Below are 25,491 nucleotides of genomic sequence, written 5' to 3' on the forward strand. Positions count from 1 at the left end.
TACAGTAGAAATTTTAAAGACAAATACCATGAATTTCCACACCCGAAAATGGATCAAACCACAGGACTTAAATCCCAACCGCTCCCTTTTTGGAGGTCGGCTGTTAGAGTGGATTGACGAAGAAGCTGCTTTATATGCAATCATTCAATTAGAGAATCCACGTACAGTGACTAAGTATATCAGCGAAATAGATTTTAAAGCCAGCGCCCGCGAAGGGGACATTGTAGAAATAGGTCTTGAACCCGTGAAATTTGGTACGGCTTCATTAACGTTAAAATGTGAAGTCCGTAATAAAATGACTCGGGAAACCATCATCACCATTGATAAAATCGTAATGGTGGGTCTGGATGAAAACGGAAACGCCAAACCCCACGGTAAAACCCAAATTGAATATGTAAAAAACAGGCTGGAGCACCCCTAAAATTACTTGAAGACAAGCCTTGTAATATTAACCCCTTTGGCGGTGCCAATGAAACAGTTTTTGACTTCGAGTCAAGCCTCAAAGTAGTTACCTCCCGATTATCGAGTCAAGTTCTATAGTTCGCATAAAAGGAGGCAATTTTAGCCTCTTATTGTCTTTACATGCTAATAAATGCATACAATAGGGCAATTGCTGTTTATTCAGTCCCGATGCATTTTGATAATTTAGCAGCCCATGCCCGGTTTTTGGCGCTCTATATACACAGAAATCTTCAAACCGGTGACGTAAACTACCTCGGGGCAAGCCTGTTTGCCGACAAAGGCAGGCCCACGAGGCATTTGTTAGAAACAAATTTTCAATTTCGAGGCATCCCGATACCTATCGGGACGGAATATTAAACCTTTTGGCGGTGCCAATAAATTTTTAAAACTTTTACATCTTTATGTTCCCTAAAAACACATACGTCAACAGACGAAACATCTTAAAACAAACGCTGAAAAGTGGCATCGTATTGTTACCCGGTAACGGAGAAAGTTCGATGAACTATGCCGATAACTGGTACCCTTTTAAGCAAGACAGCAGCTTTTTATACTATACCGGAATTGATCACATTCCAGACCTTTATTTTCTGATCAATATAGATACCGGCGAAGAAATCCTTTTTGGAAACAATGCGACTCCCGAAGAAAAGGTATGGATCGGCGCTCCGGAAAAACTGGAAAGCTTCGCTGAAAAGTCAGGCTTCAGTACTGTTAAGCCCCTGGATCAGGTTGCTTCTTATTTAAAAACCCAGTTAGATAAAGGCCTACACGTACATTACTTACCCCCGTATCGTGGAGCTCAAAAGATTGCAATTAGTAACTTATTAAATATTCCGCTTGCGGAAGTGGAAGCGAACAAATCAACTGCACTCATTCAAGCTATTGTAGCACAGCGCGAACGCAAATCTGCGGAAGAACTCGTAGAGCTAAACGAAGCGGTAAACATCACCCGCAAAATGCATGAATATGCCATTAGAAATACAAAACCCGGTATGACCGAAATGGAAGTTGCCGGTGCTTTAAATGGTATTGCAGTAAGTGGCGGTGGTGGTCTTGCCTTTCCCATTATTTTAACTAAAAACGGGCAATACCTGCACAACCACGCGACAACAGCAACATTGAATGAAGGGGATCTGGTTTTATGTGATAGTGGGGCCTATAATAAAATGGGTTATGGGGGGGATATGACCCGTACCTTCCCTGCAGGCAAAACCTTTACCCCACTTCAAAAAGACGTCTATAATATTGTGCTCAACGCGCATAATACGGCAATTGAAGTTTTAAAACCCGGTATTCGGTTTAAAGAGGTGCATCTCTTAGCTTCTAAAAAACTAGTAGAAGGCCTTACTGATTTAGGTTTGATGAAAGGCAATGCAGACAATGCTGTTGCTGCAGGAGCGCACACCTTGTTCTTTCAGTGTGGATTGGGCCATATGATGGGGCTTGATATTCATGATATGGAAAATATGGGCGAGCAGTATGTAGGCTACACGCCAGAACTTGAAAAGAGTACAGAATTCGGTTTAAAATCCTTACGTCTGGGTAAAGAACTCCAAGAAGATTTTGTGCTTACTGTAGAACCGGGTCTATATTTCAATCCGTTTTTGATTGACGAGCGCAGAGCTCAAAATAAGTATATGGATTTTGTGAATTATGATGAAGTTGAAAAGTTCAAAAACTTTGGCGGTATCCGCGTTGAAGAAGATTTTGTGATTACAAAAGAAGGCAGCGATCTCCTGGGAGAACCACTTGCAAAAACCGTAGCAGATATCGAAAAACTAAGAAACAACTAAATCATGAGAATTTTAAAACACCTATTCGTTGTATTAGTGGTAGCCCATATTGGGCTTACGGCCACCGCTCAGGAGCAAGATCCTGCTAAACTGACTTTAGATCGAATTTACTCATCTGAATTTAATGGTGACAATGCCCGCTCCATCAGCTGGATTAACAATGGCGAGGCTTTTGTAACCATAGAGCGTACGGATTCTGGAGAGGACCAATTGATCAAATATGAGAGTAAATCTAACGATCAGGAAGTCTTTTTAAGTGCTGATGCGCTTACGCCTGCCGGAGCTAGTCAAGCTTTACGTGTAGCAGATTTCAGCCTTTCTAAGGATGAAAGCAAAGTATTGATCTTTACCAATACCAGTCGGGTATGGCGTTCTAATACAAAAGGCGATTACTGGGTTTATGATTTGGATACTAAAAAGCTGAAGCAACTGGGAACCGAGCTTCCCTCCTCTTCGCTGATGTTTGCCAAGTTTTCGGATGCTAATAAAAAGGTAGCTTATGTTTCAGGCTTCAATTTATACGAAGAAGACTTCAAAACCGGTGAAGTAACGCAGCTCACCACAGACGGAACCGGCGATATCATCAACGGAACTTTTGACTGGGTTTATGAAGAAGAATTTGGGGCTCGTGATGGCTTTCGTTGGAATCCTGACGGAAAGCACATCGCGTATTGGCAACTGGATGCTTCAGAAATAGGCACGTTTTATATGATAAACAATACAGATTCGGTATATGCTAAGCCTATTCCCTTACAGTATCCTAAAACCGGTTACGATCCGTCTTCGGCTAAAGTAGGTATTGTAAATACCGAAACTCAAAAGACCCATTGGATCGCTGTACCCGGAGATGCCGTGCAACATTACATTCCTGCTATACAATGGATTCATGAAGACCTCTTATTGATTCAGCAATTAAACCGCAAGCAAAACACACTTAAGATCTTTACCTATACGCCTTCTACAGACGCGATTAAAAACGTATATACCGAAACAGAAGATACCTGGGTTGATCTGGGCTATCCTGATGTTTCCGCCAATCAATGGGGTAAAAACGACTTGTTACTTACCGATGATCAGTCGGCTTTTTTAAGAATGACCGAAAATGACGCGTGGAGACACATTTATAAAGTGCGTCTTAAAGATGGTAAAAAGACGTTGTTGACGCCCGGTGCTTATGATGTAGCGGCTTTTTATACTGCAACAGATAAAGAAGTATTCTTTTCGGCTTCGCCCGAAAGCCCTGCACAACGCTATTTATTTAAAGCATCACTAAGCGGAAAAGGAACACCCCAGCGTTTGACTCCGGCAACATTTGAAGGAATCAATACGTATCAAATCGCTCCTAATGGAAAATATGCTATTCACAATCACACCGATGTGACTACCCCCACTACAACACGTTTGATAAGTTTACCCAAGCATGCAACCATTAAAACCTTAGTTGACAATCAAGCACTGAAGGATAAACTGGCAACTCTAGCTATACCCGAAACTGAGTTCTTTCAGATAGAGACCGAAGACGGTATTGTAGTTGAAGGCCGTATCACTAAGCCAACAGATTTTGATGCTTCTAAAGAATACCCGGTGCTGTTTCACGTATACGGTGAACCTTGGGGGCAAATGGCCACCGATAATTTCATAGGTCTATACGACATCTTTTTAGCGCAAAATGGCTTTGTGATAATCAATATGGATAACCGCGGTACGCCTTCTCTAAAAGGAAGCGACTGGCGTAAGTCAATCTACCGCAAAGTAGGTGTGGTCAATTCTCGCGACCAGGCGATGGCAACAAAAGCTCTTTTGAAAAAATGGACTTTCTTAGATAAAGACCGCGTTTCGGTATGGGGCTGGAGCGGCGGGGGCTCCATGACATTAAACTTGATGTTTAGATATCCTGAACTTTATCAAACCGGAATGGCGGTAGCTGCAGTAGCGAATCAAATGTTCTACGATAACATTTATCAGGAGCGTTATATGGGACTTCCGCAGGAAAACAAAGAAGACTTCATTGAAGGCTCGCCTGCAACCTATGCAAAAGATCTAGAAGGAAATTTACTGGTGGTTCACGGTACCGGTGATGATAATGTACATTATCAAAATATGGAGTATCTGGTCAACGAACTCATCAAAAACAACAAGCAGTTTACGATGATGGCCTACCCCAACCGTTCACATGGTATTTACGAAGGCGAAAATACCCGAAGACATTTATATACGTTACTGACTAATTATTTATTCAGTCATAACGGGAAATAAATTAGTTTGAAGGCAAGCCTTGGGATAGTAAAACCCTTTGGCGGTGCCAATAAAAAAACTCGGGGGCAAGACCACGAAACATTCATTAGAAACAAATGTCCAATTTCGAGGCAAGCCTGGGAATATTTAAACCCTTTGGCGGTGCCAATAAAAAACCTCGGGGGCAAGACCACGAAACATTCATTAGAAACAAATGTCCAATTTCGAAACAAGCCTTGGGATAGTAAAACCCTTTGGCGGTGCCAATAAAAAACCTCGGGGGCAAGACCACGAAACATTCATTAGAAACAAATGTTCAATTTCGAGGCAAGCCTTGGGATAGTAAAACCCTTTGGCGGTGCCAATAAAAAAACCTCGGCTTCTTAGAAGACCGAGGTTTTTGCCTATAGGGGAAAAAGGCACATTAAGCAGCTACATGGTGAGCTGATTTAATATGGAGTTGCTGAGCAATGGTATTTTTCCACTGCTGAGCGCGTTTCTGTTCAAAGTTTTGAGACGCATCAAAAAGCGAATCGTAAAAATTAAGTGTTACAGGAGTTCCAGTTCCTTGAGGAGTCAAGGTTAAAGCAAGATGCTCTAAAGTTGTGGATACCTTTCCGTCAATGCGTTTGGTTTTTAAATCTTCAAGGATATTCACCTGACTGAATTGAGTAAGGTCCAGGTATTCAAAAATGAGTTTCTCTTGTATGATTTGGCCATACAATAAAACATTTTTAGTCGTATCAATAGCTATTTGACGACCGTTCCACTTTTCGCTTTGCGCGAAAGACAAATCATTTTTAGAGGCTTCTTCTTTAAATTTAGCATGGATCTTTTTGGTCGTGTTTGATCCAAAAAAAATAAAGAACATATAAGGTACTGCAACGATTCCCACCACAAGGGCGAAAACCAAAATCATATCTATTTTCATAATAATAAGGTATGCTGTTTTTAAAATAGTGAAGGGATGCAAAGCATCACATAGACGTATTACAGATTAATAACCTGCATACGTATGCTTTAAAAAAGAATACGGATTACGGAAATAAATGGAATGGAAATATAAGCACCAGCCTGGCACACGACGGATTGATGAACAGGGATCGCTCCAAATACTTGGAATCATCCGATAATGCAAACGGGTAAGGATACTTTCCTGAACCGCTAAAACTACTGAAGCGATCCGTCTGCGGTTGTTGGAGTTCAACACTCACCGAAACTTCAGGCGCTTCAAGCGTGAGTTGCTCAACGGTAACCGCTTTATCATTGGCATGCTCAATAACCGCTGTATGGTTTGAGGTATTGTGTTTTTGTAAAGAAGTCGTTTCTGAAGAAAACCCATACGTCGTCTGCCCTACTCCAAAAAGCAGGAACACGAACATACATACAGAATAGATAAATGCCTTCATTACAGGCACAAAGTTAAAACAGCTACCTGTTAAGTTGTTGCTAAAGTTTGAACTATTTTACGCAGTCACCGAGATTTAAATAGTTATGAGCTTCAAACGCGCTTTAAAGAAAGCTAATATTCGGTTTCCTGAGGGACAGCTGTAAGGGTTTTTAAGAAATCCACCAGAGCTGTTTGCTCAGTATCAGTAAGATTGAGATCATCAAAGGGCAAAGTCTGGTGCGGCAGGTCAAAGCCCAAACCGGCACCTCCCCCAGTATTGTAAAAGTCTACAACTTCTTCAAGCGTTTGATATACTCCATTATGCATATACGGCGCGGTAAGCGCCACATTACGCACCGTAGGGGTTTTAAACATCCCTAATTGTATAGGCTCAGTATACATAAAATAAAACCCCAGATCATCATCAAGGTGTTTATTAGCTGCAGTCTCCGGGACTCCTATAACTTCTTTTTCTGTATCGGTAAAAAATGGCGGAACGGTTCCGCTGGTCAAAGGCATAAAGTGACATGTCGCGCACAAAGCTTTTCCCATAAACAAGTTCATACCCAGTTTTTCAGACGCTGTGAACGTGTCTACTTCACCTCTGATATTTTTATCAAATTTAGAACTGAAACCGTTAAGCGTAGAAATATAAGCCGAAAGCGCTTTTATGGTTTCGTCATTACTCCATTTACGGCGCGTACCAAAGACTTCTTTAAAAGCCTCATAATACGTAGAATCTTTCAGAACCTCATCAGAAAATTCATGAACACTGCTGTTGAATTCCTCTTTATTGGTGAACACGCCAGAAATTTGCGCCAGTAACGTTTCGGCTCTGCCATCCCAGAAAAAACCACGTTGAAAGATAGCATTGATCAAGGTAGGTGAATTGCGTTTTAACGGATTACCCGAGTTATTCAGATTGGTTACGAGTCCGTCTGTATAAGCCAACTTCGGATTGTGACAGGTCACGCAAGCCATATCCTTAGCCTGAGATAAATTCTTATCAAAGAACAAGCGTTTGCCCAATGCAATTTTAGCTTCAGAAGGATTGCGATTGGTGATCGCCCTGAAGTATTCAACATTAAAAGAATCTTCTTCAAAGAAGGTAGGGGCATCAAAATTGAAGGGCTTATGCAACACCGGCTCCCATAAACCGGAAGTTTTGCGAATAGCAACCCAACTGCGCGTTATGGGATTGAAGTAATATTAACGCTAAAGTAACACAACAATAAAAAAATTAATTATTTGGAAATAAGACACTTACAAAACATTGATAATTTAGCTCACGAAATCTTTTAAATCTTTTATTATGAAAAATTACTACCTATTAATTTTATTTACTACTTCTATCTTGATACAAGGATGTTCAACAGATCAAGATAACACGCTATCTAATTCAGAAAATATAAAATATCTGGATGTAATCAAATCAAACACTCCTATTCCCATAGATACCTTTGATTTTGAAAGCTATATAGTTATAGAGGGAGACATAATGATACCTAAAGAGAAATTTTCAAAAAATCAGTCAAAACAATTTAGTTGGAAAAATGATTCATTAGTTTCTAAAGAAAATATAAAGAACATAACTATTTATGTTGACAATTCGATCCCATCATCGGGTGCAGATAATTGGAGAATTGCTGTTCAAGAAGCAGCTAATCTTTGGAATAGTTTAAAATATCAAGGAACATCATCTCAAATAGATATAACATACTCTAATAGTCCTAATTCTGATATTATCGTAAGATCTGATTATGGTCAGTTACAAAATGGTACCATAGCTATGGGATCAGTTCCATTTGGATGTAACGTTGGTTCAACAATTATTTTAAACTTAGATTTTTATAACAATTATAATGTGCCTCATTCAAAAAAAGTTTATAATATGGTTCACGAAATAGGACATAATATTGGTTTCGGTCATACAAACTCTCCAAATGCTTGGTATTTACAAAAAATTGTTGGTACACCTGATACAGATTCAAACTCTGTTATGAACGGAGGTACAGCTTTAAATTCCTGGAATGATTTCTCTATTTATGACGAAAAAGCAACTCTTTGGCTTTATGATGATATCGCTATAAAATACCCTAAAGAAGGTGATGAACTAGTTTCTGGAAGTGGAGATTGGTCTACCTCTTGGATACCTCATTATTTTTGTCAAGAAGATTATGTTAATATAAAAGTCTATTTTGATCAATTTAGTTCTGGCAATGAAGTTTTAAGAATTAATGAAAATGTAAAGAATGATGGTATTTGGAACTATCCAAGCGGAAAATTTGGTGCTGGGAACAATGATAATGATGGAGATTTTAGACTAAGAATATCTTCAATTGACAATCCAAATAATTTCTTTGAAGTAAATTTCAACATGTTTGTTGACTAAGAATCTTGATTTGAAATTAAATTTGTGACTTTATTTAAGTAGTCTAAAAAGAGGTTTGTCTAATAAATAAACCTCTTTTTACTTTATATTAAAAATCTAACCCCCGCTCAAAATCTGTGCAGCGTGATCTTTAGTTTTTACTTTTCCGATGACACGGGTTACCGTTCCATTCTCTACAATAAAGGTGGTGCGGTGAATCCCGTCGTATTCTTTCCCCATAAATTTCTTAGGTCCCCATACCCCAAAAGCATTAATGACGGTTTTATCTTCATCTGCTAATAACGGAAATGGAAACTCATATTTAGTCTTAAAATTACTTTGGCGTTTTTCTGAATCTGCACTTACTCCCAACAGCTCGTAACCTGCAGCTTGTAGCTCTTTATAATGATCTCTCAGGTTACACGCTTCAGCTGTACAACCCGGTGTAGAAGCCTTAGGATAAAAGAACACCACAACTTTTTTAGTTGCATAATCACTCCATCTTACTGCGTTACCGTCCTGATCTGTTGTTGTAAATTCTGGTACTTGATCTCCTTCTTTAAGCATGTTCATGTCGGTTTATTTTTATTATTCTTATTATTACTTTAATTATAGTGAAGCAATTGCTTCTTTTGCATTCAGACCCTAAAATTACAGATAATGACTAAAGCCGATAAGGTAACCTTTGTTATAGATACGTTAAAGCGGTTGTATCCACAAATTCCCATCCCGTTAGATCATAAAGATCCATATACATTGCTCATCGCTGTTTTGATGAGTGCGCAAAGTACCGATGTCAAGGTGAATCAAATCACACCATTATTATTTGAAGTTGCCGACAACCCATATGATATGATAAAGCTTTCTGTGGAAGAAATACGGGAGATCATCAAACCGGTGGGCTTGTCGCCGATGAAAGCAAAAGGTATATACGGACTCTCCCATATTTTAATTGATAAGTATAACGGAAGGGTTCCTGAAAGTATTGAAGAACTGGAGCAGTTGCCGGCGGTAGGCCATAAAACAGCAAGTGTTGTGGTGGCACAGGCCTTTAATATACCGGCATTTCCGGTAGATACGCACATTCACCGGCTCATGTACCGCTGGAATTTAACCAACGGTAAAAACGTAGTTCAAACCGAAAAAGATGCCAAGCGGCTTTTTCCTAAAGATCTTTGGAACGAACTACACCTGCAAATCATTTGGTACGGACGGCAATACAGTCCGGCCCGCGGATGGGACCTGAATAAAGATATCATCACCGCAACCATAGGACGTACAAGTGTTTTAAAGGAATATTATAAGAAGAAATAGGGTGAAAACTATAAAAATTAATAGAGACAGTGTAGCTGCAGGAGATGATATAAATTCCCATTTACAAGAGATCACAATTCAATCCAATTAGAAAATATCAGATATCATCAAACACATTATTCTTAATAACTACCTCCCCTTAATAAGCGGTGGCAAAGCAACTTGGAGTGTAGCTATTGAAAATCCTATAGCTATTCTCACTCAAGAAACGAAATTCAAACCCAAATTGATTTGCATGCCAGAATATCCATATTCGGGCGAAACCTATGAAGTAAATATTGAACAAATTCATTTTAACTATCACGCTCAAGAAGACCCTGAAAATGTATATAAAGTTTTAAGTCGTTTTAAATTGCCTCGGTCTTAAAAAATGATCTTAATAACCTTAAATCAAAAAGCCCCGCTGTTTAGCGGGGCTTTTCAGTTTTAATTGAGAAGGTTCTCAATCTTCCCAAATTTGGTATTCATAACACTTAAAGCCTTAGAATAATTTAAAATGCGGTTAACCGTCTCTTTAGAGGGTTGTAAATTTTTATCGTGATCACACGATTTCTTGGAGTAAATGTTTTCCATCAAATGACGTTTGGTTAATAGTTTACCTATAACGCACACTTTTTAGATTTAGTTTATCTCAATTTGTTAAAATTATATTGTTTTTTTCAATCACCTTTCTCAGGTTGATCAGCGCATAACGCATACGCCCCAATGCCGTGTTGATGCTTACATCGGTACGCTCTGCAATTTCTTTAAAACTCATATCTTTATAGATACGCATCAACAGAACATCGCGTTGATCCTCAGGCAATTCCTCAATGAGTTTACGCACATCTTCTTCTACCTGATCTTTAATAATACGCTTTTCAGCATTTAGATCAGGATCTCCCAAAACAGAAAAAATATTGAAATCGCCGGTATTATCAAACTTCGGCATGCGCTTGTTCTTTCTAAAATAATCAATCACCAGGTTGTGCGCGATACGCATCACCCAGGGTAAAAACTTGCCCTCTTCATTATATCCGCCGCGTTTTAACGTGCGAATTACTTTGATAAAGGTATCCTGAAAAATGTCTTCAGTTACATCCCGGTCGTAAACCTTAGAATAAATAAAACTATATATGCGTTGTTGATGTCTCGATATTAAAACAGAAAGTGCCGCTTCATCGCCCTGTATGTAGTTGCTGACCAGGACTGCGTCAGTTATTAACATATCTTCCATAAAATTACTTTTGTAGGTTAAAGTTGATCCTGTAAGGACCGGTCAAAATTTTAAAAAGTAATTTTCAGATATAGGCGTTTCGCTTATTTGTTAATAGTGAATCAAATATAACAACTTTCATTCCAAATAAACAACACCCGTTCTACAATTTTAACATTAACAGGACGTTGGGCAAATCTTTGATGGGTTATCCATACTATAAATTATCTTTGCATACCTATACTTATTGCTATGATCATTGACGTTTCTAAAGCGGACCCTAAACAGAATATCATCATTAAAGGGGCTAAGCTTCACAACTTAAAAAATATAAATACCATAATCCCCCGCAATAAACTGGTAGTAATTACCGGTTTATCGGGTTCAGGTAAATCTAGCCTTGCCTTTGATACGCTTTATGCCGAAGGACAACGCCGCTATGTGGAGAGTTTGTCTTCGTATGCCCGCCAGTTTTTAGGGCGTTTAAACAAACCCAAAGTTGACTATATAAAAGGAATTGCACCTGCTATCGCTATTGAGCAAAAGGTTAACAGTACCAACCCGCGTTCGACCGTGGGAACTTCTACTGAGATTTATGATTACCTCAAATTACTTTTTGCACGTATCGGAAAAACCTACTCTCCTGTTTCTGGAGACGAAGTCAAAAAAGATACAGTCACGGATGTTGTTGAATATGTACGTGCTTTTGAAGAGCGCAGTAAATTATTGCTGCTGGCTCCATTTATTGTTGAAGAAGGGCGAAAGATTGAAGAAAAGCTCAATATCCTCCAGCAACAAGGGTATGCACGTATTAAAGTGAATGACGCAGTGGTGCGTATTGAAGAATCCGGAAGCATCCAAAAAACAGATAAACTCTTTTTGGTTGTTGACCGAATCATTAAAAAAGAGGATGAAGACTTTTACAACCGGCTGGCTGATGCCGTACAAACGGCATTTTTTGAAGGCAAAGGCGAAGCTTTTGTAGAGGACCTTGCTACGCATAAACAACGGCATTTTAGCAACAGTTTTGAGTTAGACGGGATGAGTTTTCTCGAGCCTAATGTACACTTATTCAGTTTTAACAATCCGTATGGGGCTTGTCCTACTTGTGAGGGTTATGGTGATGTTATAGGTATCGATGAAGATCTGGTAATTCCTAATACAGCACTTTCAGTTTATGAAAATGCGATTTTTCCATGGCGTGGGGATAGTATGAGTTATTATAGAGACCAACTCGTGAATAACGCGTATAAATTTGATTTCCCGATACATAAACCGTATTTCGAACTTTCTGATGATCAAAAAGATTTGATCTGGAACGGAAACAACCACTTTGAAGGCTTACATTCATTCTTCGAATTTTTAGAATCTAAAGCTTATAAGATTCAAAATCGGGTAATGCTTTCGCGCTATCGCGGAAAAACCCGTTGTAAAACCTGTGGGGGCAAACGCCTGCGAAAAGAAGCCAATTACGTCAAAGTGGGTGGTGCTACGATCACAGATCTGGTAGGCTTACCACTTAACAAAGTGGCTGATTTCTTCAAACAGTTAGAGCTGAGCGAACACGATACCAAAATCGCAAAACGCCTGTTGACCGAGATTGAAAGCAGATTAGAATTTCTTTCAAAAGTGGGGTTGAATTACCTCACGTTAAACCGAAAATCCAACACCCTTTCCGGGGGAGAATCGCAGCGTATCAATCTGGCAACTTCTTTGGGAAGTAGTTTGGTAGGATCTATGTATATCTTAGACGAACCCAGTATTGGCTTACATCCCAAAGATACCGAGCGTTTGATTGAGGTTTTAAAAAACCTGCGCGATCTGGGGAATACGGTGATCGTGGTAGAACACGATGAAGACATTATGAAAGCTGCCGATGAGATCATCGATATCGGTCCGGAAGCCGGAACCTTTGGAGGTGATGTGGTCGCAGTAGGCGCGTACGATGAGATCCTTAAAAGTGATTCACTTACTGCGAAATACCTCAACGGAGAGATGGAGATCAAAGTCCCCGAAACCCGCCGGACTTCTAAGTATTATGTAGATATCATCGGGGCGCGGGAGAATAATCTGAAAAATATAAATGTTCGTTTTCCATTAGGTGTTTTTGTTGCGGTGACCGGAGTTTCCGGAAGCGGTAAAAGTACACTGGTAAAAAAACTCTTATACCCTGCTATGCTTAAAGAAACGGGCGGGTACGGAGAGAAAGTGGGGCAAATGACCGGTATCGAAGGCAATTACGACAACATCAACCATATAGAGTTTGTAGATCAGAATCCTATAGGGCGTTCTTCGCGCTCTAACCCGGTAACATATATAAAAGCCTATGACGATATCCGATCTTTATATGCAGGTCAAAAACTGAGTAAAATCCGTAATTTTCAGACCAAGCATTTCTCGTTTAACGTAGATGGTGGACGTTGTGAGAACTGTAAAGGCGAAGGCGAAGTAACAATCGAAATGCAGTTTATGGCCGATGTACATTTAGAGTGTGAAGTCTGTAAAGGAAAGCGCTTTAAAAAAGAAGTACTCGAAGTCACTTTTGAAGGCAAGAATATAGACGACATACTTAACCTGACCATTGATGATGCGATTGCATTCTTTAAAGAGCATAAACAAGATAAAATAACGCGCAAGCTCAAACCACTTCAAGATGTTGGTCTGGGCTATGTAACGCTGGGACAAAGCTCCTCTACCCTTTCGGGCGGGGAAGCACAGCGTATCAAACTGGCCTCATTTTTAGTAAAAGGTACCACCAAAGAAAAAAACCTCTTCATCTTTGACGAACCAACAACCGGTTTACATTTTCACGATATTCAGAAATTGCTTACTTCGTTTCAGGCATTGATCAAAAAAGGACATGCTATATTGGTAGTAGAACACAATCTGGATCTGATCAAATGTGCAGACCACGTGATCGATCTGGGACTTGAAGGCGGCGAGAACGGCGGCCATCTAATTGCTTCCGGTACACCTGAGGAAGTTGCTAAAAACAAAAAGTCGTTTACTGCCCAGTATTTAAAGGAGAAGCTTTAATTATTATTTGTTATTCATTATTTAAAAGCGGTAACCTTTGATTGCTGAGTATTGCGATGCCAGGAGCAGTGAACCCAAGTAACCTTCGTCTTTCTCCTTCCCGACGCTTCGGGAGAGAAGGGAGCTTTAGTATAAGTTTAAAAAAAGGTTTATTAAAACTCCAGTACCGGACTACTAGGAGGTTCTCGTCAAATTTGCAGGGAGCGCAGCGTAGCAGGCGGTTCTGTCTGAGGCCAGCGGCCGAGTTAAGCGCATACAGCGCAGCGAGCAATAAATTTAGAGAAGCTATTCATGTATACTATTGTCAGCTCCACATCGCTATCGCTCCGCTGCTTCGTAACTTCCTATGTTTATTCCGAACCAAGAGCTATTAATTCGCTTCCCCCCTTCCGGTTGGTTAAAGCCTCATGCTGAACATGTTTTGGATCTCACGAGAAATGCTGTAAGGAATCAAGCTCCCTTCTCTATGGGAGAAGGGTTGGGGATGAGGATTTTGGTTCGTTTCGGGACAATGCAAAAAAGAAAAAAGCTATTCATGTATACTATTGTCAGCTCCACATCGCTATCGCTCCGCTGCTTCGTAACTTCCTATGCGTATTCCGAATCAAGAGCTATTAATTCGCTTACCCCCTTCCGGTTGGTTAAAGCCTCATGCTGAACGTATTTTGGATCTCACGAGGGATGCTGTCAGGAATCAAACTCCCTTCTCTATGGGAGAAGGCTTGGGGATGAGGATTTTGGTTCTTTTTGGGACAATGCAAAAAAGAAAAAAGCTTATTGAATCCTAAAAAAGCTATTCATCTATGCTATTGCCAGCTCCACATCGCTATCGCTCCGCTGCTTCGTAACTTCCTATACGTATTCCGAACCAAGAGCTATTAATTCGCTTCCCTCCTTCAGGTTGGTTAAAGCCTCATACTGAACGGGTTTTGGATCTCACGAGGGATGCTGTCAGGAATCAAACTCCCTTCTCTATGGAAGAAGGGTTGGGGATGAGGATTTTGGTTCGTTTCGGGACAATGCAAAAAAGAAAAAAGCTATTCATGTATGCTATTGCCAGATCCACATCGCTATCGCTCCGCTGCTTCGTAACTTCCTATACGTATTCCGAACCAAGAGCTATTAATTTGCTTACCCCCTTCCGGTTGGTTAAAGCCTCATACTGAACGGGTTTTGGATCTCACGAGAAATGCTGTCAGGATTCAAACTCCCTTCTCTATGGGAGAAGGGTTAGGGATGAGGATTTTGGTTCGTTTTGGGGCGATGCAAAAAAGAAAAAAGCTATTCATGTATGCTATTGCCAGCTCCACATCGCTATCGCTCCGCTGCTTCGTAAATTCCTATGTTTATTCCGAACCAAGAGCTATTAATTCGCTTACCCCCTTCCGGTTGATTAAAGCCTCATACTGAACGTGTTTTGGATCTCACGAGAAATGCTGTAAGGAATCAAACTCCCTTCTCTATGGGAGAAGGGTTGGGGATGAGGATTTTGGTTCGTTTTGGGGCAATGCAAAAAAGAAAAAAGCTTATTGAATCCTAAAAAAGCTATTCATCTATGCTATTGTCCGTTCCACATCGCTATCGCTCCGCTGCTTCGTAACTTCCTATGCATATTCCGAACCAAGAGCTATTAATTCGCTTACCCCCTTCCGGTTGATTAAAGCCTCATACTGAACGGGTTTTGGATCTCACGAGGGATGCTGTAAGGAATCAAACTCCCTTCTCTATGGGAGAAGGGTTGGGGATGAGGATTTTGGTTCGTTTTGGGGCAATGCAAAAAAGAAAAAAGCTATTCATGTATGTTTTTGTCCGTTCCACGTCGCTATCGCTCCGCTGCTTCGTAAATTCCTATGTTTATTCCGAATCAAGAGCTATTAATTCGCTTACCCCCTTCCCGTTGGTTAAAGCCTCATACTGAACGGGTTTTGGATCTCACGAGGGATGCTGTCAGGAATCAAACTCCCTTCTCTATGGGAGAAGGGTTGGGGATGAGGATTTTGGTTCGTTTTGGGACAATGCAAAAAAGAAAAAAGCTTATTGAATCCTAAAAAAGCTATTCATGTATACTATTGCCAGCTCCACATCGCTATCGCTCCGCTGCTTCGTAACTTCCTATACGTATTCCGAACCAAGAGCTATTAATTCGCTTACTCCCTTCCGGTTGGTTAAAGCCTCATGCTGAACGTGTTTTGGATCTCACGAGAAATGCTGTAAGGAATCAAACTCCCTTCTCTATGGGAGAAGGGCTGGGGATGAGGATTTTGGTTCGTTTTGGGGCGATGCAAAAAAGAAAAAAGCTTATTGAATCCTAAAAAAGCTATTCATGTATGCTATTGCCAGTTCCACGTCGCTATCGCTCCGCTCCTTCGTAACTTCCTATGTTTATTCCGAATCAAGAGCTATTAATTCGCTTACACCCTTCCGGTTGGTTAAAGCCTCATACTGAATGTGTTTTGGATCTCACGAGAAATGCTGTAAGGAATCAAACTCCCTTCTCTATGGGAGAAGGGTTGGGGATGAGGATTTTGGTTCGTTTTGGGGCAATGCAAAAAAGAAAAAAGCTTATTGAATCCTAAAAAAGCTATTAATTTGCTTACCCCCCTTCCGGTTGATTAAAGCCTCATACTGAACGGGTTTTGGATCTCACGAGGGATGCTGTAAGGAATCAAACTCCCTTCTCTATGGGAGAAGGGTTGGGGATGAGGATTTTGGTTCGTTTTGGGGCAATGCAAAAAAGAAAGAGAAAGAGTTTGTTTTAATATTCTAAAGACGAAAATCTTCGGGGTTGTTACAACTCAAAAAAAAAAAAAAACTCTGCAATCACCTAAACTAATAAACCCTTAAAAACCAACACAATAAACCCTAATCCCCCCTTACGAATAAGCAAATAAAACAGCAAAATTCATTTTTGGCACGCGGTTTGAATTGTATTAAGCGTAATCAGATTAGAACAGCGATTAAGTCCTGATCTATAAACCTTAAGAACATGAAACGCACTTTATTTTTAGTAGCAGCAAGTTTCCTAATCGGAGCTACTGCGCAGGCATCAGAACACATGACAACGGCTGAGCAAAATGAAAGCAATAGCGTGCGTAACTACATGCAGCCTGTGGTTTTTATTGAACAAGGTATTGAGTTTTTGATCTACCCGGATGGAACTCTTGATTTTAATGCAACACCAGCATCTATACGCCTCAATGGAAATCATGTACGTCCAGTATATTATAATCCCAGAGATGTATACGGCACAGGCGCTAATTACCGCAGAGGTTATGTGAAATACAACCGAAGTGGACAGATAGTACAAATAGGCGGTATTACCATAGGGTATTTACACAACGGGCAGGTGAACCGCATAGGTGACATTCCTGTAAACTATAAAAAAGGTGTTTTAGATAAAGTAGGAAACTTAAAGATGCATTACGACCGTAGCGGTCGCATGTATAAGCAGACCGGAAGCATTTATAAAGGAAAAAAATATAAGAAAGAAGCTCTGCAGATCAACACCGTGTATGGGGATCGCAGTCGCAGATCTTAACGATTAAGACTCGTCTGATTAACGAGTTATAGTTTGATTTTTTTGGTTGGTTAGTTAGTTGGAAATCCCCGGCAAGTAAATTTGTCCGGGGATTTTTTAGGAGCGCTCCCCAATGCAATATTTTGTAATTTTGCGGCTATGCACATTCAAGATACCATCGCTGCACTAGCCACTGCTCCCGGAGCCGGAGCAATTGCTGTCATACGCGTTTCAGGAGCCAATGCTTTAGACCTAGTCTCCTCTGTTTTTAAAGCTAAAAGCGGAAAGATTCTCAAAGAGCAGCAATCTCACACCCTGCATCTGGGGAATATTGTGGACGGAAACCGTATTATTGATGAAGCACTGGTTTCTATTTTTAAAGGAAAACGCTCGTACACGGGGGAACCTACGGTAGAGATCTCGTGCCACGGAAGTTCGTATATACAACAGGAGATTTTACAACTGCTGTTTAGAAAAGGATGCCGGGCTGCAAAGGCTGGCGAATTTACCTTGCGTGCATTTATCAACGGGAAGATGGACTTGAGTCAGGCGGAAGCTGTGGCCGATCTTATTGCCAGTGACAATGCCGGGTCTCACCAGATCGCCATGCAACAAATGCGGGGTGGGTTTTCTAACGAAATTGCCCAACTGCGTCAGGAGTTGCTCAACTTTGCTTCGTTGATCGAACTCGAACTCGACTTTGCCGAAGAAGATGTAGAGTTTGCCAACCGTGAAGAATTTCAGAGTCTCATCTCAAAAATTACCCGCGTACTCAAACGCCTGATCGATTCGTTTGCTACCGGAAACGTCATTAAAAACGGAATTCCCGTAGCGATTGTAGGCGAACCCAATGTGGGAAAATCTACCTTGCTCAATGCCTTGCTTAATGAAGAGCGTGCCATTGTAAGCGATATCGCAGGAACCACGCGTGATACTATAGAAGATGAAATCGCTATTGGTGGTATTGGTTTCCGGTTTATAGATACCGCAGGAATTCGAGAAACAGTGGATGTGATCGAAGGTCTGGGCATCAAAAAAACCTTTGAAAAGATCAGTCAGGCGCAAGTAGTATTGTATCTAATCAACTCTCAAGCCCCGTCAGCCTCCGGTAGCTCCCCCAAAGGGAGAGCATTTGCTGACCTCCAATTAGAAATAGAAAAAATTAAAAATCGCTTCCCGGATAAGCCTTTAGTACTGGTTGCTAATAAAATGGATCACCTCAACGCGGAAGAACAGCATACCATCCACAACCAACTTTCTGAACTGATTCCTGAAGATTCAAAATCTACCGTTTTACTCATTTCGGCCAAAACCGGTACGGGTGTAGACGAACTTAAAGAGCAACTCCTGCAATTTGTAAATACGGGTGCGCTTCGCAACAATGAAACCCTGGTGACCAATTCGCGTCACTACGATTCGCTGCTCAAAGCCCTCGAAGAAATCGAAAAAGTACAGGTGGGTATTGATGCCGGACTAAGCGGTGACCTTCTCGCCATTGATATTCGCGAGGCGTTATATCACTTTGGAGAGATCACCGGGCAGGTGACCAACGATGAACTCTTGGGCAATATCTTTGCGAATTTTTGTATCGGTAAATAAATTTGAAATTTAATTTGATATCATTTGACATCAAATTAATACAAAACCTAACAAAATCAATGCTTTAAGACGCTTAATTATTCAACAGTATTTTCTCTTAATTCTTCTATAATTGTTCTTTTGTTACACCTCTGGTACACCTCAACGTTAAAATTTAAACATGAGGTGTACCAAAGTACACCTCATTTAGCTTTTTTGAATTAATTTTACAAAAAGCTCATATTATGGTAATTAAGCTCAAAAAGAAAAAACTCACTTCGGGAAAGTACAGTCTATATATTGAATATTATAAAGGCAAGACCAGAGATGCCAATGGTAAACAAATTCATTCAAGAGAATTTGAGTACCTCAAACAGTATCTCTATATGAGTCCTAAAAACGCTCTTGAAAAGAGAGAAAATGAAGAAACACTCCTAAGGGCTGAACAAATCCTATCCATTCGCCGAGCAGAATATGCTCAAGGCAAATATGGAATTAAAGATCGTAGTAAAGACAAATTACTATTTCTGAATTATTATGAAAAGCTCAAGGAAGAGCGCTATGAGACCAAAGGTAATTATGATAATTGGGATGCCGCTCAAAATCACCTTGAGAACTACTGTAAAAACAAGCACATTACCTTTGAAGATGTAGATGAAGAATTTGTACTAGGCTATAAAAAATATCTGAACAAAAAAGCGAAAACTAAATCGAATACACTATTATCACAGAATTCTAAATACTCTTATTTTAATAAATTCAAAGCAGCATTAAGACAAGCTTTTGATGATGGGTATACCAGTCGCAATTATGCTACAGCCGTGAAAGGGTTTGCTATGGGTGAAACTATGCGCGAATATCTAACGCACGAAGAATTACAAAACTTAGTGAAAGCTGAATGTAAACATCAAATGTTGAAGAATGCGTTTATTTTTAGCTGTCTTACCGGTTTACGGTGGAGCGATATAAATAAACTTACCTGGTCTGAAGTGCGTGATGAAGAAGACGGATCCCGACTTATATTCCAACAGAAAAAAACTGCCGTTCAGGAATACCAATACCTATCTGAACAAGCGCGGAGTATTTTAGGTACTCGAAAGGAAGACAGCGCTCGTGTATTTCAAGGTTTGAAATACGGTGCCCATTTTAATGCAGAATTACTCCGGTGGTGTATGCGTGCCGGAATAACCAAACATATTACTTTTCATAGTGCCAGACATACGCACGCTGTACTGCTACTAGAAAACGGAGCTGATATATACACGGTTTCTAAAATTCTTGGACATAAAGAAATTCGAACCACGCAGATCTACGCTAAAATTGTAGACAAAAAGAAAAAAGAAGCGGCTTATCTAATACCAAAATTGGAAATCTAAGGTTTTACCTGTTGATAACTTACAAAAACTCCCGTTTCACGCATAATTTTTAGTGGTATTTGTTATGCGCAAGAATGTGCAAAAATTCTTTTTGTTATGGTTTGATATCATTTGAAATCATTTAATATAAATACCTATTTTTCAGATATTTGTGCATAAGTACTGAGTTGAAAACGAGGCTTTAATTAATCATAGCTTTACTTTTATCTCAAGAATTCTAAAAAAATACAACAAAGCGCTTTGTTCACTATTCACTTTAAAAATCGAATACGATGAACACGATTAATTTAGACGAAAGGCTAGAACGCATTGAATCGCTATTACTAGCCAACAAAAAGGTACTTACGCTTGAAGAAGCTTGTGATTATACAGGTATCTCTCGAAGCTATTTATACAAATTAACCTCTACTGGAAGCATTCCGCACAGCAAGCCTGGTGGTAAACTTATTTACTTCGACATCGATCTGTTGAACAAATGGCTTTTAGAAAATCAGCGTAAATCTCATTCGCAGATTGAACAGGAAGCATTGAGTTACACCTTGAAAAAGCGATAACTCACCTTCAAACCCTGATTCTTTTTGAATCAGGGTTTCTCTTCACTATTAAAATCATTTATTATGAAAGCTATACCCTATAAAAGGGTCGGCACCACCTATTACAAGCTGGTTGCCGCTCCTACTATTGCCGGTCATTTCAACGAGTTTCTAGTTCATTGGAATATAGATACCATAAAACAAGATCACGGAAAAGCCTATCTGACTAAAATCCCCAAATACGATGGCTTCACATGTATTCCCAATCATATTAACTTCCAACAGGAGTACAAAGGGTTTTATAACATCTACTCTCCTCTGAGTAAGCAACCCAATGCAGGATCTTTTGAAACTACTTCTAAATTTCTTAGTCACATATTCGGTAACCAGCAAGAACTTGGGTTGGATTACCTGCAGTTGCTTTATACAAAGCCAGTACAGGTCCTACCTATTCTCTGCCTGGTATCTAAAGAACGTTCAACAGGTAAAAGCACTTTTTTAAAATGGCTTAAATCCATTTTTGAGAACAACCTCACGTATTTGACTAATGACAGTTTCAGTAGTCAGTTCAATTCCGACTGGGCAAACAAGCTCCTGATCTGTATTGATGAAGTTCTTTTCAATAAAGAAGAATTAACCGAGCGTATTAAATACCTAAGCACCACAAACATCAACAAGCTTGAAGCTAAAGGAAAGGACAAACGGGAAGTAGAATTTTTTGGCAAGTTTATTCTTTGCAGTAACAACGAAGACAACTTCATTAAGATAGATGCTAACGAAACTCGATTTTGGGTCTTAAAAGTTCCCTCCATCAAGAAAGAGCAAACTGGTTTTTTAGAACAACTCATTTCTGAAATCCCTGCATTCTTATACTATCTATCAAATCGAAAGCTAAGTACTACCCACCAAACCCGGATGTGGTTTACGCCACAGCAAATTAAAACAGCTGCACTTTCCAAACTCGTAAAAAACAATAGAAACCGGGTAGAAAAAGAATTGGCCAGTATTCTTATGGGGGTCTTTGAGAAGTTTGATTTAGAGGAAGTAGATTTTTGTCCCTTAGACGCTTTAAATGCGCTGAATAAAACCAGAGTCAAAACGGATCTTACACAACTTCGCAAATTATTGAAGGTAGACTGGAAATTGACCAATCAACCTAACTCCAATCAATACCGAAAATTCATTATTTGGTCAGATGGATCTATCAATTTGATAGAGGCTAAAGGCCGCTATTTTACCGTAAAAAAGGAATTCATTACCCAAAATTTTGATGAGACGATGACAGGTGAGGACAATCCCACTGTTTACAAGAGCTGAAGCTGTCATCATTTTGTCATCAAACTGTCATCAAAAAAATAAATGATGACAAAGATGAAGCTTAAAAAATTAAAAATGATGAAACGATGAATTTTTGATGACACGGTAAAGCCAGTTTTTATAGAGTCTAAGAGGATTTGTCATCAAATCATCATTTTTTTTCTAAAAATAGAGTGCAGATGAAAAAAGAAAAATTATCGTGTGAACAAGCCCGAAAAATATCCATCGTTAAGGCGCTGGAATTTTTCGGGCACATTCCCACTCGCAATAAGGAAAAGGAAGCTTGGTTTCTGAGTCCCCTGCGGTCAGAAACCCAAGCATCCTTTAAAGTTTCTAAAAAATTAAACTGCTGGTACGATCACGGACTAGGTATAGGCGGGAACTGTATCGATCTGGTTTGTGCCCTTTCAAAAGTATCCGTGAGCGATGCATTAGCGATTCTAGCTCAGCTTAAAACGGTTGATTATGATCTACCCAAACAGCAGGAAACCAATTTTAAGGAATCTAGAATTGAAATCAAGCACATAAAAACGATTCAACATCCAGCTCTACTAGAATATTTGAGTGAGCGAAAAATTAGTCTGATTGCTGCAAAGCGATTCTGTAGGGAAGTTCATTATACTATTGGAAATAAATACTATTTCTCAATTGCACTGAAGAACAATTCCGGAGGATGGGAATTTAGAAATCGCCACTATAAATCGTCTAGTTCTCCAAAAGATCTGACTTTGGTTAAAAATGGATTTTCATATTTAATTATTCTAGAAGGAATGTTTGACCTATTATCGCTTATTACAGTATATCCAAATTTAAAAAGAGAAGCTGATTTTCTTGTTTTAAACTCCGTTGCTTTTGCGGATAGGGCACTCCCCTATTTTGATCATTATAAAATTGTTGAACTCTACTTAGATCAGGATGAAGCCGGAAGAAAAACCACAGCTTTCTTCTTGAATTCAACTTCAAAATGTATTGATAAATCGGAATTCTATACTGCTGAAAAAGATCTTAATGCCTGGCTGATGAAAACGAAGTAAAACTGATTTCTGGAAAGCAGGGCAAGATGTGTGGCTGTGGCCACAATCTTGCTTTGCTCCCGGTGGTTGCAAAGAAAAAAACAAACGATGAAAAGAGCACTTATCAAATTCAGATGCAGCGTGTATGAGAAAAAACTGCTACAGGTTAAAGCAAAAGCTGCAGGCTTGAGCCTGAGTGCTTTTTGCCGAAATAGCCTTATGGAACAACAGATTACTGCGCGGATGAGCGAAGAGCATATCAATACCTATAAAATGCTGGTGAAGTATCACAATAATTTTAAACGTATTGGCAATATGTATAAAAAAGGTAATCCAAAGCTTAGTGAAGAAGTCAATCTGGTTGCTGAAGAAATCAAGACACACCTAAAAAGTATCATACCATGATCGGAAAAGGAAGTTCCATATCCAGCACCCTGGGAGCCATTCGCTACGGGAATAACCCAGAGAAAGAAGCTGAGCAGGTATACAGTCATTTAATCGTTGGTGAAACTCCGGAAGAAATCACACAGGAGTTTAGAGCTGTACAGCAACTCAATCAAAACTGTGAGCGCAACACCTTAAGCTTTATTCTAAGCCCAACAATAAAAGACGGTGACAATATGAGTAAAGAGGATCTTGCGGAACTTACTAAAGTTTTTCTTGAACAAATGAAGTTAACAGAACGCCAGGCGGTCTCTTTTGTTCATCGAGATAAAGCGCATACCCACGTGCATCTTTACGTCAATCGTATCGATCTAAATGGCAGGGCATACAATGACAGTTTTATCGGAAAGCAAAGTCAGCTATCCGCTGAGCGAACTGCAAAGCAAATGGGCATACAAACCGTGCAAGACGTGCAATTTGAAAAAAATAAAGAGTTGGCCAATGCGAGAGGTGAAATCCATAAGGCGCATCAGCAAGCCATTCAAGGCTCCTCCAAAGATCTTCAGACTTACATCAATCGAATGCAAGAGCGACATATTGGTGTTATACCGGTAATCAATAAATCCAAACAACTTCAGGGTTTTCGGTTTGAGTACCAAGGGCAAAGTATAAAAGGAAGTAAAGTACATCGCTCGATGTCTGCCAGTAATTTGCTCAAATCCATCAGCCGTGCAAAAAGTGTTGTTTTATCAGGAACAAGCGTGCCCATTGCACCAAGCCTGGCTAAAGCTGTAGTCAAAAAGGTCCTAAAAATTGTAATCGATAAAGGAATTGGAATATGACAAAGCTTGAACTAATCTCAGAACTACTAGTTGAAGAATTACATTCTTTTAAGCAAGAAGTGAATCGTTTAGAACGGATTGAAAAGAATCTCAAGAAGACGAGCATTAAAGCCGACAGTACCAAAATTGAAAAGTTAATTGAGGTACATCTTAGAAAACTACATCTTGAGCAAACAACTCAACAGGAAAATCGGGAAGAAATCTTAAAACTTATTAAGCACTCTCGAACAATTCCGAATTGGTTATTAGTGCTAGTCCTGCTTATTTTTATCTCACAAGCATTTGCTCTCATTTATCTGCTGCTACGCTGATATGAAAAACGGGGATTAATTTTTTCTTTCAAAAAAACCTAGCCGCTGTGAAGGCCTTTTCGAAAGAAAAAATAATGGGAAGGGATTTAGATAAGAGGATAATTTGGCTCCTATAAATAAAGGGTTTTACACCATTATAGCAACTAATCGAAGGCTATTATTCGTTATAACAAATAGGTTAACCCCTACAAAAGCAATACGCTTTTTAGAAAAAACGATATGCTTCAGCAGTAATAAGAATACAGAAGCACTCAACTATTACATAGGCGCTATGATAAACTAGTCAGCGACTTATCGCAGTTTTTTTTCTTTCATTTGCAGTTCTCATATATGAATAATACTATTTTAGCAAGCGTTTCCCACCGTTGTATATGCTTTGTAGCACTTAGTGAGTATCGTAATCTCACCTCACGGGTGTACAAGCACCCTCGTTTTTATTTTCAATTCTTATCGTTGTCCTTCATTTGAAAGAAGGATTTGAGATGGATATTAAATTAGCCCACAACCAGTTCTATGCCTGCTTTTTCAGCTTTGTATGCTATCTTTTGGGTTAATTCATAGTACGACCAATTCCTCAGAACGAAATGTTGCTCTTTCGCTGCTTCGATTTTAGCTTCTTGATCAAGCAGCATCAGCGTTCCGGCTTGATGCTTTACGCAAAAATCAATGAGTTTTCTGCTGTATACGTGCAAACGCTGATTTACTGGATGAGCCGGTCAAAGTGAACCACGTTCGCCGGATGAAAGTGAGCATAGCAAACTAAGTACTGGAAGTCGATTCCTTTGTTGTTAAATTTACTCTTTATTTTTCAGTTTTTTTCTCAT

The 25,491-nt window shown here is 39.6% G+C and carries 22 protein-coding genes and 1 pseudogene; 16 read left to right on the forward strand and 7 right to left on the reverse strand.

Translation table 11 applies throughout. The features are described 5' to 3' along the window. Positions 1–28 precede the first annotated feature (28 nt). The 3 genes from DSM02_RS15685 (at position 29) to DSM02_RS15695 (ending at position 4,511) form a co-directional block, all read left to right on the forward strand. Complete coding sequence (locus tag DSM02_RS15685; protein WP_128766504.1) at positions 29–421, forward strand: acyl-CoA thioesterase; 393 nt, start codon at positions 29–31, stop codon at positions 419–421. A 442-nt stretch (positions 422–863) separates the two neighbouring features. Beyond that, positions 864–2,255 carry an aminopeptidase P family protein gene (locus DSM02_RS15690; RefSeq protein WP_128766505.1) on the forward strand — a complete coding sequence of 464 codons (1,392 nt, stop codon included), beginning with the start codon at positions 864–866 and terminating at the stop codon, positions 2,253–2,255. Between the two features lie 3 nt (positions 2,256–2,258). Further along, positions 2,259–4,511 (forward strand): S9 family peptidase, encoded by a 2,253-nt coding sequence (locus DSM02_RS15695; protein WP_128766506.1) that lies wholly within the window; start codon positions 2,259–2,261, stop codon positions 4,509–4,511. 403 nt (positions 4,512–4,914) lie between these two features. Here DSM02_RS15695 and DSM02_RS15700 read toward each other — a convergent pair whose 3' ends face one another. From DSM02_RS15700 to DSM02_RS15710, 3 genes are all read right to left on the reverse strand, one after another. Beyond that, entirely contained in the window at positions 4,915–5,421 is a 507-nt protein-coding gene (locus DSM02_RS15700; protein WP_128766507.1) for a hypothetical protein, read from the reverse strand. A 106-nt stretch (positions 5,422–5,527) separates the two neighbouring features. Further along, positions 5,528–5,872 carry a hypothetical protein gene (locus tag DSM02_RS15705; protein WP_128766508.1) on the reverse strand — a complete coding sequence of 115 codons (345 nt, stop codon included), beginning with the start codon at positions 5,870–5,872 and terminating at the stop codon, positions 5,528–5,530. A gap of 140 nt (positions 5,873–6,012) precedes the next feature. After that, positions 6,013–7,020: a cytochrome-c peroxidase gene (locus DSM02_RS15710; protein ID WP_240674078.1), complete on the reverse strand. Its 1,008-nt coding sequence runs from the start codon at positions 7,018–7,020 to the stop codon at positions 6,013–6,015. 172 nt (positions 7,021–7,192) lie between these two features. Here DSM02_RS15710 and DSM02_RS15715 point away from each other — a divergent pair, with 172 nt between their 5' ends. Then, positions 7,193–8,272 carry a zinc metalloprotease gene (locus DSM02_RS15715; protein ID WP_128766510.1) on the forward strand — a complete coding sequence of 360 codons (1,080 nt, stop codon included), beginning with the start codon at positions 7,193–7,195 and terminating at the stop codon, positions 8,270–8,272. A 96-nt stretch (positions 8,273–8,368) separates the two neighbouring features. Here the strand turns inward: DSM02_RS15715 and bcp are convergent, their stop codons facing one another. Continuing rightward, a complete protein-coding gene (gene bcp / locus DSM02_RS15720; RefSeq protein WP_128766511.1) occupies positions 8,369–8,824 on the reverse strand; it encodes a thioredoxin-dependent thiol peroxidase in 456 nt (151 codons plus the stop codon). 87 nt (positions 8,825–8,911) lie between these two features. Between bcp and DSM02_RS15725 the strand changes: the two genes are divergently transcribed. Continuing rightward, a complete protein-coding gene (locus tag DSM02_RS15725; RefSeq protein ID WP_128766512.1) occupies positions 8,912–9,565 on the forward strand; it encodes an endonuclease III domain-containing protein in 654 nt (217 codons plus the stop codon). A 235-nt stretch (positions 9,566–9,800) separates the two neighbouring features. Beyond that, on the forward strand, positions 9,801–9,932 hold the full coding sequence (locus DSM02_RS20695) for a hypothetical protein (protein WP_262707857.1): 132 nt from the start codon (positions 9,801–9,803) through the stop codon (positions 9,930–9,932). 59 nt (positions 9,933–9,991) lie between these two features. On the opposite strand, the gene DSM02_RS20420 is transcribed toward DSM02_RS20695, so the two are convergent. Continuing rightward, positions 9,992–10,138: a hypothetical protein gene (locus DSM02_RS20420; RefSeq protein WP_164918327.1), complete on the reverse strand. Its 147-nt coding sequence runs from the start codon at positions 10,136–10,138 to the stop codon at positions 9,992–9,994. 58 nt (positions 10,139–10,196) lie between these two features. After that, positions 10,197–10,781, reverse strand: coding sequence for an RNA polymerase sigma factor (locus tag DSM02_RS15730; protein ID WP_128766513.1), 585 nt, complete (start codon positions 10,779–10,781; stop codon positions 10,197–10,199). 231 nt (positions 10,782–11,012) lie between these two features. Between DSM02_RS15730 and uvrA the strand changes: the two genes are divergently transcribed. The 10 genes from uvrA (at position 11,013) to DSM02_RS15780 (ending at position 24,667) form a co-directional block, all read left to right on the forward strand. Next, a complete protein-coding gene (gene uvrA, locus DSM02_RS15735; protein WP_128766514.1) occupies positions 11,013–13,796 on the forward strand; it encodes an excinuclease ABC subunit UvrA in 2,784 nt (927 codons plus the stop codon). 2,986 nt (positions 13,797–16,782) lie between these two features. Further along, on the forward strand, positions 16,783–17,334 hold the full coding sequence (locus tag DSM02_RS15740) for a hypothetical protein (protein ID WP_128766515.1): 552 nt from the start codon (positions 16,783–16,785) through the stop codon (positions 17,332–17,334). Positions 17,335–17,472: 138 nt separating this feature from the next. Then, entirely contained in the window at positions 17,473–18,912 is a 1,440-nt protein-coding gene (gene mnmE, locus DSM02_RS15745; RefSeq protein ID WP_128766516.1) for a tRNA uridine-5-carboxymethylaminomethyl(34) synthesis GTPase MnmE, read from the forward strand. A 224-nt stretch (positions 18,913–19,136) separates the two neighbouring features. Next, positions 19,137–20,267, forward strand: coding sequence for a site-specific integrase (locus DSM02_RS15750; protein WP_128766517.1), 1,131 nt, complete (start codon positions 19,137–19,139; stop codon positions 20,265–20,267). A 272-nt stretch (positions 20,268–20,539) separates the two neighbouring features. After that, on the forward strand, positions 20,540–20,821 hold the full coding sequence (locus DSM02_RS15755) for a helix-turn-helix transcriptional regulator (protein WP_128766518.1): 282 nt from the start codon (positions 20,540–20,542) through the stop codon (positions 20,819–20,821). A 63-nt stretch (positions 20,822–20,884) separates the two neighbouring features. Further along, positions 20,885–22,117, forward strand: a complete 1,233-nt coding sequence (locus DSM02_RS15760; RefSeq protein ID WP_128766519.1) for a primase-helicase family protein — start codon at positions 20,885–20,887, stop codon at positions 22,115–22,117. A 179-nt stretch (positions 22,118–22,296) separates the two neighbouring features. Then, positions 22,297–23,151 carry a toprim domain-containing protein gene (locus tag DSM02_RS15765; RefSeq protein WP_128766520.1) on the forward strand — a complete coding sequence of 285 codons (855 nt, stop codon included), beginning with the start codon at positions 22,297–22,299 and terminating at the stop codon, positions 23,149–23,151. Between the two features lie 87 nt (positions 23,152–23,238). Continuing rightward, complete coding sequence (mbpA, locus tag DSM02_RS15770; RefSeq protein ID WP_128766521.1) at positions 23,239–23,535, forward strand: mobilization protein MbpA; 297 nt, start codon at positions 23,239–23,241, stop codon at positions 23,533–23,535. Then, complete coding sequence (locus DSM02_RS15775; protein ID WP_128766522.1) at positions 23,532–24,356, forward strand: relaxase/mobilization nuclease domain-containing protein; 825 nt, start codon at positions 23,532–23,534, stop codon at positions 24,354–24,356. The genes mbpA and DSM02_RS15775 overlap by 4 nt, the downstream gene beginning before the upstream one ends. After that, positions 24,353–24,667: a DUF6730 family protein gene (locus DSM02_RS15780; RefSeq protein WP_128766523.1), complete on the forward strand. Its 315-nt coding sequence runs from the start codon at positions 24,353–24,355 to the stop codon at positions 24,665–24,667. Before DSM02_RS15775 ends, DSM02_RS15780 begins: the two co-directional genes overlap by 4 nt. A 494-nt stretch (positions 24,668–25,161) precedes the next feature. Here DSM02_RS15780 and DSM02_RS15785 read toward each other — a convergent pair. Next, positions 25,162–25,371, reverse strand: a pseudogene (locus DSM02_RS15785) (hypothetical protein); the annotation flags it as partial. Positions 25,372–25,491 lie beyond the last annotated feature (120 nt).

It is taken from the genome of Leeuwenhoekiella polynyae, from assembly GCF_004104075.1.
GTDB lineage: Bacteria > Bacteroidota > Bacteroidia > Flavobacteriales > Flavobacteriaceae > Leeuwenhoekiella > Leeuwenhoekiella polynyae.

Coding starts and splice junctions, on each gene's coding strand:
- DSM02_RS15725 (WP_128766512.1), top strand. CDS start 8,912: ATGACTAAAGCCGATAAGGTAACCTTTGTTATAGATACGTTAAAGCGG.
- DSM02_RS15775 (WP_128766522.1), top strand. CDS start 23,532: ATGATCGGAAAAGGAAGTTCCATATCCAGCACCCTGGGAGCCATTCGC.
- uvrA (WP_128766514.1), top strand. CDS start 11,013: ATGATCATTGACGTTTCTAAAGCGGACCCTAAACAGAATATCATCATT.
- DSM02_RS15740 (WP_128766515.1), top strand. CDS start 16,783: ATGAAACGCACTTTATTTTTAGTAGCAGCAAGTTTCCTAATCGGAGCT.
- DSM02_RS15715 (WP_128766510.1), top strand. CDS start 7,193: ATGAAAAATTACTACCTATTAATTTTATTTACTACTTCTATCTTGATA.
- DSM02_RS20420 (WP_164918327.1), bottom strand. CDS start 10,138: ATGGAAAACATTTACTCCAAGAAATCGTGTGATCACGATAAAAATTTA.
- DSM02_RS15780 (WP_128766523.1), top strand. CDS start 24,353: ATGACAAAGCTTGAACTAATCTCAGAACTACTAGTTGAAGAATTACAT.
- DSM02_RS15685 (WP_128766504.1), top strand. CDS start 29: ATGAATTTCCACACCCGAAAATGGATCAAACCACAGGACTTAAATCCC.
- DSM02_RS15690 (WP_128766505.1), top strand. CDS start 864: ATGTTCCCTAAAAACACATACGTCAACAGACGAAACATCTTAAAACAA.
- mnmE (WP_128766516.1), top strand. CDS start 17,473: ATGCACATTCAAGATACCATCGCTGCACTAGCCACTGCTCCCGGAGCC.
- DSM02_RS15730 (WP_128766513.1), bottom strand. CDS start 10,781: ATGGAAGATATGTTAATAACTGACGCAGTCCTGGTCAGCAACTACATA.
- DSM02_RS15765 (WP_128766520.1), top strand. CDS start 22,297: ATGAAAAAAGAAAAATTATCGTGTGAACAAGCCCGAAAAATATCCATC.
- DSM02_RS15705 (WP_128766508.1), bottom strand. CDS start 5,872: ATGTTCGTGTTCCTGCTTTTTGGAGTAGGGCAGACGACGTATGGGTTT.
- DSM02_RS15750 (WP_128766517.1), top strand. CDS start 19,137: ATGGTAATTAAGCTCAAAAAGAAAAAACTCACTTCGGGAAAGTACAGT.
- mbpA (WP_128766521.1), top strand. CDS start 23,239: ATGAAAAGAGCACTTATCAAATTCAGATGCAGCGTGTATGAGAAAAAA.
- DSM02_RS15700 (WP_128766507.1), bottom strand. CDS start 5,421: ATGAAAATAGATATGATTTTGGTTTTCGCCCTTGTGGTGGGAATCGTT.
- bcp (WP_128766511.1), bottom strand. CDS start 8,824: ATGAACATGCTTAAAGAAGGAGATCAAGTACCAGAATTTACAACAACA.
- DSM02_RS15760 (WP_128766519.1), top strand. CDS start 20,885: ATGAAAGCTATACCCTATAAAAGGGTCGGCACCACCTATTACAAGCTG.
- DSM02_RS15755 (WP_128766518.1), top strand. CDS start 20,540: ATGAACACGATTAATTTAGACGAAAGGCTAGAACGCATTGAATCGCTA.
- DSM02_RS15695 (WP_128766506.1), top strand. CDS start 2,259: ATGAGAATTTTAAAACACCTATTCGTTGTATTAGTGGTAGCCCATATT.
- DSM02_RS20695 (WP_262707857.1), top strand. CDS start 9,801: ATGCCAGAATATCCATATTCGGGCGAAACCTATGAAGTAAATATTGAA.